This window comes from Streptomyces luteogriseus, assembly GCF_014205055.1.
Classification (GTDB): domain Bacteria; phylum Actinomycetota; class Actinomycetes; order Streptomycetales; family Streptomycetaceae; genus Streptomyces; species Streptomyces luteogriseus.
Map to the genome: position 1 here is coordinate 1,436,371 of NZ_JACHMS010000001.1, position 11,768 is coordinate 1,448,138.

12 protein-coding genes and 1 pseudogene are annotated in these 11,768 nt (G+C 70.9%); 6 read left to right on the forward strand and 7 right to left on the reverse strand.

What is annotated here, in order from left to right:
* The first annotated feature begins 47 nt into the window (after nucleotides 1–47).
* Together BJ965_RS06575 and BJ965_RS06580 are read left to right on the forward strand one after the other, a co-directional pair.
* The gene (locus tag BJ965_RS06575) at nucleotides 48–812 is read left to right on the forward strand and encodes a hypothetical protein (protein WP_184907803.1); all 765 of its coding nucleotides are present in this window, start codon (nucleotides 48–50) and stop codon (nucleotides 810–812) included.
* A 115-nt stretch (nucleotides 813–927) separates the two neighbouring features.
* Nucleotides 928–2,496, forward strand: a complete 1,569-nt coding sequence (locus BJ965_RS06580; RefSeq protein WP_184907804.1) for an alpha/beta fold hydrolase — start codon at nucleotides 928–930, stop codon at nucleotides 2,494–2,496.
* 223 nt (nucleotides 2,497–2,719) lie between these two features.
* Here the strand turns inward: BJ965_RS06580 and BJ965_RS06585 are convergent, their stop codons facing one another.
* Both BJ965_RS06585 and BJ965_RS06590 read right to left on the reverse strand, forming a co-directional pair.
* Nucleotides 2,720–3,463, reverse strand: a complete 744-nt coding sequence (locus BJ965_RS06585) for an amino acid ABC transporter ATP-binding protein (RefSeq protein ID WP_184907805.1) — start codon at nucleotides 3,461–3,463, stop codon at nucleotides 2,720–2,722.
* Between the two features lie 140 nt (nucleotides 3,464–3,603).
* Nucleotides 3,604–4,011, reverse strand: coding sequence for a DUF6278 family protein (locus BJ965_RS06590; RefSeq protein WP_184907806.1), 408 nt, complete (start codon nucleotides 4,009–4,011; stop codon nucleotides 3,604–3,606).
* A 221-nt stretch (nucleotides 4,012–4,232) separates the two neighbouring features.
* Between BJ965_RS06590 and BJ965_RS06595 the strand changes: the two genes are divergently transcribed.
* A complete protein-coding gene (locus BJ965_RS06595) occupies nucleotides 4,233–5,999 on the forward strand; it encodes an SGNH/GDSL hydrolase family protein (RefSeq protein ID WP_184907807.1) in 1,767 nt (588 codons plus the stop codon).
* Here the strand turns inward: BJ965_RS06595 and BJ965_RS06600 are convergent.
* The 4 genes from BJ965_RS06600 to BJ965_RS40095 all read right to left on the reverse strand — a co-directional run bounded on the left by BJ965_RS06600 (nucleotide 5,996) and on the right by BJ965_RS40095 (nucleotide 9,281).
* Nucleotides 5,996–6,775, reverse strand: a complete 780-nt coding sequence (locus BJ965_RS06600) for an exodeoxyribonuclease III (RefSeq protein WP_184907808.1) — start codon at nucleotides 6,773–6,775, stop codon at nucleotides 5,996–5,998. The genes BJ965_RS06595 and BJ965_RS06600 overlap by 4 nt on opposite strands.
* Before the next feature lie 39 nt (nucleotides 6,776–6,814).
* Nucleotides 6,815–7,450 (reverse strand): MBL fold metallo-hydrolase, encoded by a 636-nt coding sequence (locus BJ965_RS06605; RefSeq protein ID WP_184907809.1) that lies wholly within the window; start codon nucleotides 7,448–7,450, stop codon nucleotides 6,815–6,817.
* A 34-nt stretch (nucleotides 7,451–7,484) separates the two neighbouring features.
* A complete protein-coding gene (gene pcaDC / locus BJ965_RS06610) occupies nucleotides 7,485–8,792 on the reverse strand; it encodes a bifunctional 3-oxoadipate enol-lactonase/4-carboxymuconolactone decarboxylase PcaDC (protein WP_184907810.1) in 1,308 nt (435 codons plus the stop codon).
* Nucleotides 8,793–8,915: 123 nt separating this feature from the next.
* Nucleotides 8,916–9,281, reverse strand: coding sequence for a transposase (locus BJ965_RS40095; protein WP_313667725.1), 366 nt, complete (start codon nucleotides 9,279–9,281; stop codon nucleotides 8,916–8,918).
* Nucleotides 9,282–9,703: 422 nt separating this feature from the next.
* Between BJ965_RS40095 and BJ965_RS39165 the strand changes: the two genes are divergently transcribed.
* Entirely contained in the window at nucleotides 9,704–9,901 is a 198-nt protein-coding gene (locus BJ965_RS39165) for a hypothetical protein (RefSeq protein ID WP_246545848.1), read from the forward strand.
* An 89-nt stretch (nucleotides 9,902–9,990) separates the two neighbouring features.
* Here the strand turns inward: BJ965_RS39165 and BJ965_RS06625 are convergent, their stop codons facing one another.
* Nucleotides 9,991–10,356, reverse strand: a complete 366-nt coding sequence (locus tag BJ965_RS06625) for a hypothetical protein (RefSeq protein WP_184907811.1) — start codon at nucleotides 10,354–10,356, stop codon at nucleotides 9,991–9,993.
* Nucleotides 10,357–10,546: 190 nt separating this feature from the next.
* Here BJ965_RS06625 and BJ965_RS06630 point away from each other — a divergent pair, with 190 nt between their 5' ends.
* Nucleotides 10,547–11,191, forward strand: coding sequence for a LysE family translocator (locus BJ965_RS06630; RefSeq protein WP_184907812.1), 645 nt, complete (start codon nucleotides 10,547–10,549; stop codon nucleotides 11,189–11,191).
* Nucleotides 11,192–11,576: 385 nt separating this feature from the next.
* Nucleotides 11,577–11,671: pseudogene (locus BJ965_RS06635) on the forward strand (transposase); the annotation flags it as partial.
* Nucleotides 11,672–11,768: the final 97 nt, after the last annotated feature.

Below are 11,768 nucleotides of genomic sequence, written 5' to 3' on the forward strand. Positions count from 1 at the left end.
GGGAGGCGTCGAACACCGGTGCGTCGGGCCCGCTACCATGCGCGCCCATGAATGACGACGTGCGCAACATCGTTCTGGGTGTGGTCGCGGCGGGCATCAGTGCCGCGCTCGGCTGGGTGGCCCGCACCTACCTGTGGCGGCGCAAGCTCCGCCGGAAGCAGGTGTTCTTCGGGCTTCCGGACAACTCCGAGTCCCTGCTGGTGGTGAACCGGGGCGCCACGGGCCCCGAACTCGCGGTGATGCGCTACGACGTGTTCGCCCTGCTCGAACTCGCCGCGCTGATCAAGGACTGCAACGCCCACGCCCAGATACTCCCGCACGACACGGCACGGCAGGGCTTCGGGGAGCGCACCGAGTTCTGCGTGGGCGGCCCGGCGTCCAACCGCCGGATGGCGGCCCATCTGTCCTCCCTGCTGCCGGGGGTGCGGGTGAACGTCGACTCCGAACCGGGCCCGGACCGGGGCGCGTTCCAGGTCGGCACCGAGCGCTACCGCGTGGAGAACGGCAGGGAGGAGTACGCGCTGCTCGCCCGGGTCACGGCGGAGCGCAGCCAGAACACCCGCCCGGTCTTCCTCTTCTGCGGCCAGACGTCGATCACCAACCAGGCCACCACCCGCTACCTCGCCCGCAACCACGAGAAGCTGACCCGCAAGTACGGCAACAGCTCGTTCGTGCTGCTGCTGAAGGTGATCAACTCGCAGGCGTACGGCCCGGACGTCGTCGAACTCGTGGAGGACGTGACGCGCGCGGCGCAGACCGCGCTGCCCGCCGCCGCAGCGACGACTCCACGCAATACCCACCGCGCCTCCTGAAGTCCTCCACTGCTCAACAATCGTTACTGGCACGTAACTTACCGACGGGTTACCTCTGGTAAGAGGTCGAGGTTACCGTTCGGTCACTTTGCACTGACACGAGTGAGGAGTGACCGTGGGACCCCACCGCAAGGCCCTGCGCACCACCGCCGTAGGCGCCGTCTCGGCGACCCTGGTCGCCGGCACCGCCCTCGGATTCGCCCCCACCGCCCAGGCGGCCCCGAACCCCGTCCGCTTCGTCGACATCGCCGGCGACGGCGGCACCGTCCTCAAGGCGAACGTCGTCACCCCGGCCGGGGCCGGCGCCACCGACCGCTACCCGCTGCTCGTCATGCCCACGAGCTGGGGACTCCCCCAGGTCGAGTACCTGGCCCAGGCGCAGAAGCTCGCCGACTCCGGGTACGTCGTGCTCACGTACAACGTGCGCGGCTTCTGGCAGTCGGGCGGCGAGATAGAAGTGGCGGGCCCACCCGACGTCGCCGACGCGTCGAAGGTCATCGACTGGGCGCTCGCCCACACCCCCGCCGACGCCGGGCACATCGGCATGGCGGGCGTCTCCTACGGGGCGGGCATCAGCCTGCTCACCGCCGCGCACGACAAGCGCGTCAAGGCGGTCGCCGCGCTCAGCGGCTGGGCCGACCTGATCGGCTCGATCTACGCCGGGCGCACCCAGCACCTCCAGGCCGCCGCCCTGCTGGACGGCGCGAGCGTGGTGACGGGCCGCCAGAGCCCGGAACTCCGGCAGACCTTCAACGACTTCTACGGCTCCAACCTGGCGAAGGAGCCGGAACTCGTCGCCTGGGGGAAGAAACGTTCCGCTGCGACCTATGTCGACCGGATCAACGAGAACGGCGCGGCGATCATGCTCGCCAACGCCTGGGGCGACAGCGTCTTCCCGCCCAACCAGTACGCCGACTTCTACGAGAAGCTGACCGGCCCGAAGCGGCTGGAGATGCGGCCCGGAGACCACGCCACCGCCGAGCTGACCGGCCTGTTCGGGCTGCCCAACGACGTGTGGAAGGACACCGGGCGCTGGTTCGACCACTACCTCAGGGGCGAGGACAACGGCATCGACCGCGAGCAGCCCGTCCAGCTCAAGTCCCGTTCCTCAGGCGGCTACGAGGGCTACCCGAACTGGAAGTCGGCCGGCGCGACCGACCGGAAGATCGACCTCGGGGGTACGAAGACGATCCGCGCGAACGTGAACTCGGGGGCGGACGGCGGTGTCGTCTTCCTGTCCAGCATCCTCGACCAGGTGGCCCAGCTGCCGCCGATGGCCTCGATCCCGCTGCTCCCCCGCCGCTGGGCCGCCGTGTGGCAGTCGCAGAAGTCGGCCACAGCCCAACAGGTGCGCGGAACGACGAAGTTGCACACGACCCTCACCCCGACCAAGGAGAGCGGCACCCTCGTCGCCTACCTGTACGACGTGGGGCCGCTCGGCCTCGGCAAGCTGGTCACCCACGCGCCGTACACCTTCCACGGGCGCACCCCCGGAAAGCCGTTCGGCGTCGACCTGGAGCTGTACTCCACGGCCTACGACGTCCCGGCCGGGCATCGCCTCGCCCTGGTCGTCGACACGGTCGACCCGCTCTACATCGAGCACAACCCGTCCGGCGCGCAGCTGACCTTCTCCTCGCCGGTGAACGACCCGTCGTACGTGTCGGTTCCGCTGCGCGAGCAGTGATCTCCGGCTGCCGCCGGACGGGCCTGGCCGATGTGAACCGCCGCCCCCGTGGCCTTCGGGCCGTGGGGGCCGCACCCGGTGGGAGATGCCCCGCGGACCGGGCGGGCGGTCTGCTCACCCCCGGCGGATTCGGCGGCCTTCGGCGAAGTCCCCCTCTCCGACAGGGATGAAGGGCACATCGTAGTCGAGGTCCGATGCGATGAGCCGTCCGGTGCCTTCCCGTTCAGTGCTTGAGGATCTTGGAGAGGAAGTCCTTGGCGCGGTCACTGCTCGGGTTGGTGAAGAACTCGTCAGGGGTGCGGTCCTCGACGATCCGGCCGTCGGCCATGAAGACGACACGGTTGGCGGCCGAGCGGGCGAAGCCCATCTCGTGGGTGACGACGATCATGGTCATGCCGTCGCGGGCCAGTTGCTTCATGACCTCCAGCACCTCGTTGATCATCTCCGGGTCGAGGGCCGAGGTCGGCTCGTCGAAGAGCATCGCCTTCGGCTCCATGGCCAGGGCGCGGGCGATCGCCACACGCTGCTGCTGACCACCGGAGAGCTGCGCCGGGTACTTGTCCGCCTGGTCGGCGACGCCGACCCGGTCGAGGAGTTCACGGGAGCGCTTGTCGGCGTCCTCCTTCCGGCGCCCGCGCACCTTGACCTGCCCCAGGGAGAGGTTCTGCAGGACGGTCTTGTGGGCGAAGAGGTTGAACGCCTGGAAGACCATCCCGACGTCGGCGCGCAGCCGGGCCAGGGGCTTGCCCTCCAACGGCAGCGGCTGCCCGTCGAGGACGATGTCCCCGGACTCGATGGTCTCCAGCCGGTTGATCGCCCGGCAGAGGGTCGACTTCCCCGACCCCGACGGGCCGATCACCACGACCACCTCCCCCCGGCCGACGGTGAGGTTGATGTCCTGCAGGACATGCAGCTCCCCGAAGTGCTTGTTGACGTCACGCAGCTCGATCAGCGGCTCGACGGCCATGCTCAGCCCTACTCACTCTCAGCTGTGTGGTGGTTGCCGCAACGTATCCAGGCAAGATCGGACTTGTCGGGCGACACGCACTTTTCGATCATTAGCCGTATTTACGTCGGACTTTGGGCCAAAGGTTGCGGCCATGGGGCTCACGACTCCGCGACTTCCGCGTACAGCTGTGACAGCTCGGGCACCCCGTACGCGGCCCACTCGTGGCCGGAGTCGACGACGTCGAACTCGCGACCGGAGTCCAGGCGTACGACGGGCTGCCCGTCGGGACGGATCTCCCAGGCGGCGCCCGCCACGGTGCGCACGATGACGCTGCCCAGGTAGAGACCGGCGTCGTTGCCGAGCCAGTTCAGGGTCTCCTCGTCGTCCCGCCAGCGCGGCAGGAGCTGGTCGAGCGCCTCCAGCGAGGCAGCCGTGTCGTCCAGCCGGACACCCGCCCGGGACGCCTGGGAGCGGAGAAGTTCGCACTCGGCGAGGAGTTCCGCGATGCCTGCCGGATCGGGGACCCCGACCTTCTGGCGCCGGTTGCCCAGGAAAGGGATGTTCATACGTCCAGCGTGTCATTCGTACCGCCGTACGCACCACAGGGCGCGCGGACCCGCCGATCCCGGACGAGTTCAGGCCGAGTTCAGGCAGCGTGCGTTGACGGGTCACTCCTGTCTCCCTAACTTCACCGTGCGCCTTGCGTCTCTGCCGTCGTTACCTCATCAGTTCCGTCCCTGCGTTTGCCGTTGTCGCGTCGTGTGTCGATGAGCGGGAGGAGTCGGCCGTGCGCCGATGTGTCCGGGGGATCCTGATCGTCCTGGCCCTGTGCGGGTCGCCGGTCCCGGCGGTGTCGGCGCATGCCGCCGCGGAGGGACGGGCCGCGCCGGTGCCGCTTGAGCGGCTGTTCGACAACGTGGCGGTCAGCGACGACGGCTCCCCCGAGGAGGCCGACTTCGACGGGTCCGGCGCCTCCCTGTCGGCGCGGGACCTCAGCGCCGCAGGCTGGACGCCCGGCCGCGCCCTCACCGTGCAGGGCGCCCGGCTGGCCTGGCCGAAGCGGCAGCCCGGGGAGCGGGACAACGTCCGCGCCGCCGGGCAGGACGTCCGGATCACGGGGCGCGGGGACGCCCTGGCCTTCCTGGTGGCGGGCACCGCCGGCACCGAGGTGGGCGGCCCGGGCACGGTCACCTACGCGAACGGCACCCGCTCCGGGTACCGGCTGACCGCGTCCGACTGGCGCACCGGGCCGCTCGCGACCAAGGCGGTGACCCTGCCGCACATCAACACACCTGGTGGCCAGGTCGCCCGGCAGGCCCGCCTGTACGTCGTGACGGTGCCCTTGGTTCCGGGCCGCGCGGTGACGTCCGTCCGGCTGCCGCGCGCGGCCGGGCTGCACGTCTTCGCGGTGTCGGTACGGACCGCCACACCGGGCTGGACGGGCAGTTGGACGACGGCCACGGGCGGCTACGCCGCCGTGGGTCCGTGGACGGACCGGACGCTGCGGCTGGTCGTGCACACATCGGCCGGCGGGCCCCGGGTGCGGCTGCGGTTCGACAACACCTTCGCCGCGGCTCCGGTACGGATCGGGAGCGCCACGGTCGCGGTGCAGGCGTCAGGCGCGGCCTCGCGGGCTACGCCGGTGGCGCTGTCGTTCGGCGGTGCGGCGGGCGTGACGCTCCCCGCCGGGGCACAGGCGTACAGCGATCCGCTCGGCTTCTCCGTCCCGGCGGACACCAACCTCCTGGTGAGCTTCCATCTGCCCGGGACGGTTTCCGCGGCGCCCGTGCACGGGCTCGCGCAGCAGCGTTCCTACGTCAGCGAGCCCGGCGACCACACGGCGGAGGGCGCCGCCGGGGCGTACACCTCGGTGATCACCCGCTGGCCGCTGCTCGCCGGGGTCGACGTGAGCGGCGGTCCCGGGTCGGTGGTGCTGCTCGGGGACTCGATCACCGATGGCGACAAGTCGACGGTGGACGCCAACCGGCGCTGGCCGAACGTGCTGGCCGGCCGGCTCCTGAAGCAGAGCACCGTCCCGCGCTACGGCGTGCTGAACCTGGGCGTCTCGGGCAACCGTGTGGTCACCGACCGGTACCCCGGGGACGGGGTGTCCACGGACACGGCCGGGGTGAGCGCCCTGCACCGCTTCGACCGGGACGTCCTCGCCCAGCCGTCGACGCGTACGGCCGTCGTCTTCGAGGGCATCAACGACCTGCGGTGGGGCACCTCGGCGGAGCAGCTGATCGCGGGGCTGCGCGAGCTCGCGGCGCGCGGGCACGCCCGGGGGCTGCGGATGCTCGCGGCGACGATCCTGCCCTGTGAGGGCGAGGCGCGGTGCACGGCCGCCGTCGATGCCGAGCGGGCCGAGGTGAACGCGTGGATCCGCGCCGGCGAGGTCTTCGACGGCGTGCTCGACTTCGACGCGGTGGTCCGTGATCCGCAGCGGCCGTCCCGGATGCTGCCCGCCTATGACAGCGGGGACCATCTGCATCCGGGCGACACGGGGCTTGCGGCCCTGGCGGACTCGGTCGATCTGCGGCTGCTGAGGCCCTAGACGTCCAGGTCCACGACCACGGGCGCGTGGTCCGACGCGCCCTTGCCCTTGCGCTCCTCGCGGTCCACGTACGCGTCGCTGACGGCCTTGGCGAAGGGAGCGTTGCCGTACACCAGGTCGATGCGCATGCCGCGGTTCTTCGGGAAGGAGAGCTGGCGGTAGTCCCAGTACGTGAACGGCTGGTCGTACTTGAGGGGCCTCGGGACCACGTCGGACAGGCCCGCCTCGCGCAGGGAGGCGAGGGCTGCGCGCTCGGCGGGGGTGACGTGGGTGGAGCCCTCGAAGAAGGCCGGGTCGAAGACGTCGTCGTCGGTCGGCGCCACGTTGTAGTCGCCCATCACCGCGAAGGGGCGGCTGCCCGCCGCGTCACCGGCGACGGCGGCCTTCAGCGCCTCGAACCACTGGAGCTTGTAGGCGTAGTGCGGGTGGTCCACCTCGCGGCCGTTCGGCACGTAGACCGACCAGACGCGGAGCGGGCCGCAGGTCGCCGAGATGGCGCGGGGCTCCACCGAGCCGTCGAACCCGGGGTCGCCGGGCACGCCCTTGACGACGTCCTCGATGCCGACGCGGGAGAGCACCGCCACGCCGTTCCACCGGCCGGTCGCGTGGACCGCCGCCTCGTAGCCCAGCTCGCGCAGTTGCTCCGACGGGAACTGCTCCTCGGCGACCTTGGCCTCCTGGAGGCACAGCACGTCCGTGCCGCTGTTCTCCAGCCAGGCCAGGAGCCTCGGCAGGCGGGCGGTGATCGAGTTCACGTTCCAGGTCGCGATGCGCATGTCCCACAACCTACCCGGCGGGTGTGACACCCGGCCCCGTCAGACCTCGGCGGACTCCCCGGGCGTCAGCCGCAGGTGGTCCGAGCCACCGAGCTGCCCGATCTGCCGGTCGTAGATGGGGCGGGCCAGGTCGGTGAGGAGGGCGTCGTGGATGTCGTAGGCGCGCTGCGGCTTCAGCTCGCGCACGTAGTCGATGACCTCGGAGATCTTGCTCCAGGGGGCCATCACGGGGAGCATCAGCGTCTCCACCGGGTGGTCCGGGACGGTGAGGGCGTCGCCGGGGTGGAAGACCTTGCCGCCGTCGACGAGGTAGCCGACGTTGGTGATGCGCGGGATGTCCGGGTGGATCACCGCGTGGAGTTCGCCGTGCACCTGGACGTCGAAGCCGGCGGCGGTGAAGGTGTCGCCGTGGCCGACGGTGTGGACGCGGCCGGGGAAGGCGGCGGAGAGCTTCTCCGCGACCGCCTTGAGCGTCCAGATCTCGGCTGCCGGGTTGTGCTCCATCGCGGCGCGCAGCCGGGACTCGTCGAAGTGGTCGGGGTGCTCGTGGGTGACGAGGAGGGCGTCGGCGCCGAGCGCGGCGTCCTCCTCGCTGAACCCGCCGGGGTCGAGGACGAGCGTCCGGCCGTCCTTCTCCAGGCGGACGCAGGCGTGCGACTTCTTCGTGAGCTTCATGGTCTCCATCCTGCCCCGGGGGCCGTGGGGAGGCTCACTCCTGCGGCGTGGTCTCCTCGCGGATGACCTGCTGGGCCACCTTGAACGCACTGTTCGCGGCCGGAACGCCGCAATAGACGGCCGCCTGGAGCAGCACTTCCTTGATCTCGCCCGGGGTGAGGCCGTTGCGCAGGGCGGCTCTGGTGTGGAAGGCCAGCTCGTCCAGGTGCCCCCCGGCGACCAGGGCGGTGAGGGTGACGCAGCTGCGGGTGCGCCGGTCGAGGCCGGGGCGGTCCCAGATCTCGCCCCAGGCGTAGCGGGTGATGAACTCCTGGAAGTCCCCGGAGAACTCGTCGGCCTGGGCCAGGGCCCGGTCGACGTGCGCGTCGCCCAGCACCTCGCGGCGGACCTTGATCCCGGCGTCGTAGGGGTCGGGCCGCCCCTGCGCCTGCGGCGGCACGGCGACCGGGGCGATCTCGGCGACGGGCCCGGTCTGCGGGGGCTGCGGCGGGGCCGGCGACAGGACCGGCTTCAGGGCGGCCGGGGGCAGGACGTTCTGGCCGGTGGAGGTCTCGAACGCGGGCTGCCAGGCGGTGGAGAAGTGCCGCACCAGCAGGTCGGTGACGGCCGCGGGCTGCTCCACCGGGACCAGGTGGGAGGCGCCGGGGACGACCGCGAGGCGCGCGTCCGGGATGCCCGCGACCAGCGTGCGGGCCTCGGCGGGGCCGGTGACCTGGTCGTCCGAGCCGACCAGTACCAGGGTCGGCACGCCGACCCGCCCGAGCTCGGGGCGGACGTCGAACGAGGCGAGCGCCTCGCAGGAGGCGATGTAGCAGCCGGGGTCGGTGGTACGCACCATCTGCACGGCCCACTCGGTGATCGCGGGCTGTGCGGCGGCGAACCCGCCGGTGAACCAGCGTTCGGGCGCGGTACGGGCGATGGGGTCGAGGCCGTTGGTGCGGACGATCACGCCCCGCTGCCGGAACTCGTCGGCCGTGCCGAAGCGCGGCGATGCGGCGATCAGCGCGAGCGAGGCGAGCCGCTCCGGGTGGCGCAGGGCCAGCTCGATGCCGACGGCGCCGCCGAGCGCGCAGCCCGCATAGCCGAAACGCTGGACGCCGAGCCCTTCGAGGGTGGCCAGCAGCCGCGTGCCGAGGTCACCCACGGACCCGGCCGGGTAGGCGGGGGCGCCGCCGTGGCCGGGCAGGTCGAACCGGAAGACGCGCCACTGTTTGATCAGCTCGGGGATCTGGCGGTCCCACATGTGCCAGGTGGTACCCAGTGAGGGACCGAGGATCAGGACGGGAGCCTCTTCTGGCCCGTCAAAGCGGTATTGCAGGGTGTTCGACGGTGTCTCACTCACGCCCCAGACCCTCTCACGTCTCACGGACGCCCCTATAACGAGGGGCTCTGGATGCCGTCCTGACCAGGTCGAAGACCTCTCGGGCGGCATATCGCTCGAGGCATCGAATGATCTCCCGTCGGGTCATGCCCTCCTGGGTGCGGCGTTCGTAGTGCGCCTGGGTGCGCGGGTCGTGGCGCAGCCGGGTGAACACGATCCGGTGCAGAGCAGCGTTGGCCTGGCGGTCGCCGCCGTGGTTGAGCCGACGCGAGACCCGCCGGCCGAGGAGTACTCGACGGGACTGCTTCCGCACAAAGCAGCGAAGGGCGCCTCGGTGTTCAGCCGCTCGGGATTGTCTCCCATGGTGATCAGGAGAGTGACGGCACTGCCCGGGTCGATGCCCACCGGTGTGAGTAGCTGTGGGGCGTGGTGCTCGACGAGCTGGGTCAGGCGTTGGTTCAACTCAGACACCGCCGTCAGCAACCGGTCGGGCAACTGCGCCCCGGCCATCACCGCCGTGGCCGCCTCGGCGCCCGCGGCGAAGAAGACCACTCGGCCCGCCGGGCACGGCCGTCCCCACCAAGTCCGGTGCCCGAACCCAGTCCGGCCCGTCGCCCGAATCGCTCCCGGTTCCCCCGCAGCGGAGCTCGGAGCCCGGACCCGCACACGAGCCGTCCCCCGACTGCCCCGACCTCCGGTACGTGTCCAGCGGTCCCGCGCCGACCGTCGGCGGAAACCGGGGATCCTTCCTGATCGCGACCGCCGCACACGACGGTGTGGAACCGGCGGAGGGCCGCGATCCGTGAGCGTGGCGCACGGCAGTGATCCGTGTACGCGCCGACCCCAGGGGGCACTCGTCGCGCCGGAGTCCCCTGGGGGCCGGAGTCAACCGCACCCTCGGGCAGCGCCCCACCGCACCTGCGGGAGGCAACATGATCAGCCATCAGCATCTGGTGGAAGAGGTGGCGTCGCGGGCCCGGCTCGGCGATGCGGACGCCGCCGACGCCGCGGTTCACCTCGTCCGTGCGCTCACCGTCCAGACCCGCTCGGTGCAAGCCGTGACCACGCTCGACCTCGCTGACCGGATCGACGACGCCGTCATGGCAGTCGGAGGCGGATCCGCCACCTGATGGCCGGTCCCGGGCCCGGCCGCTCAGCCATCGGGCAGCGGGCACCGGGCTGCGCGGCGGCGGCCCCCAGCGAGGTCCGGCCGAGGAACTCACCCCTGCTGGCCGACCAGTTCGCGCACCTTCTGGTAGCCGTCCTCCTCGCGCCGGATCCTCACCAGTGAGTCGATGAGGCCGTACGAATTGCGGTCGTCATCCACGAGAGAACGCAAGGAGCCTGCACTCCCGCCCAAGGCGAGCCGATCGGCTGCGTCGAGCGCCTTCTTGTCCGCGAACGGGCCCAGCTCCTGCCACAGCAGCTGGGCTTCCCGGAAGAAGGCATCCACCACGTCGTCATCCACGTTGGCGAAGTGCCGGAGCAGTTCCCCTTCCCGCTGCGGGTCATTTTCCGCGTCCTGGCGCAGTCCGCCGAGGTCGCCTCCGTGATCTTCTAGCAGGTGCAGTGCCGCATCGGCCATAGCCGTGGAGATGCGCTTGCGCGCCGGAGGCCGGGCCAGGAACGGGGCCGGGGGCGCACGAAGATTTTGAGCGGCAAGGCCGTATGCTGCAGTGGGCGAGGCAGGCGCTGCTCACGCGTCGTGTCCATCCTTTGCAGCCGGGTAACCCCAGTCGTATCAGGTACCCGACGAACGACCTGGAGGTTGACCGGTGATCACTCTGACCGCAGTCGGAGGAGTAGCACTGGTCGAACTGGGCATGGCGCTGACTCCGGGACCGAACATGGTCCACCTCGCCTCCCGCGCGATCACCCAAGGCCGCAGGGCCGGCCTGGTTAGCCTCAGTGGTACCGCCGTGGGATTCGTGTGCTATCTGCTGGCCGCGGCTGCGGGCCTGTCCGCGTTGTTCGCCGCCGTGCCGGTGGCATTCACGGTGGTCAAGCTTGCCGGGGCCGCCTACCTGGCCTACCTCGCCTGGGGCATGCTCAAGCCCGGCGGCCGCTCGCCCTTCGCCCCGGCCCAAGACCTGCCTCCGGTCTCCGATGCCCGCCTGTTCTCGATGGGGCTCCTGACCAACCTGCTCAACCCCAAGATCGCTCTCATGTACGCCGCCCTACTGCCCCAGTTCTTGGACCCGCAGGCAGGTCCGGCCTGGGGACAACTCCTCCAGCTCGGTGGTGTGCAGATCGTCGTGGGCATCGCCGTGAACGCTCTGATCATGCTGGGCGCAGCACGGGTCTCGGGGTTTCTGGCCGCCCGGCCCCGCGCCATGACCGCCCAACGGTTCACAGCAGGCGGCCTGCTCGGCGCGTTCGCGCTGCGCACCGCCCTGTCCCGCACTGCTGTCTCCACCTGAGGTTCTCCCGCTGCGGGGGGGGCTGACTGGGCCCTGTCCGAACGCTTCAGCCGTGAGAGTTGATGAAGCGGTCCAGCCGTGAGACGACTTGCCGCAATGCATCAACGGATCCCGCGGCGTCATCCGCGAGCTCCAGGTCGTGATCCGCTGAGGGGAACTGCGACTCGCTCAGGGGCACCGTCGAAGCGGGTGGGGACCGCGAACCGGGAGGGGTCAGGCATGGCCGCAGGCTACTAGCCAGCCGATCATGTGACTGGCGTCCTGTCGGATCGCTGTTCGGGGCATGGGGCGAGGTGATCTATCGGATGCGGGGTGCGAGCGGCATGAGCTGTTCCTGCAGGTCAGCAATGGCCGTTGTGACCGGTGACGGGAGCAGCGGCAGGCGATCGACGGCATTTTGCACGGGTGCGGACCGGGGTGCAGCGGCGGGATCTGCCCGAGCGGCTCGGGCCGTGGAAGACGGTCTACGAGCGCCATCGACTGCCCGATCCGCGATGCCGCCAGGGCCGCCGCTACCGGCTCGGTGCACTGCTGGCCCTGTGCGCCCCTCGACGCTGGTGGCGATCGCCCGGTTCGC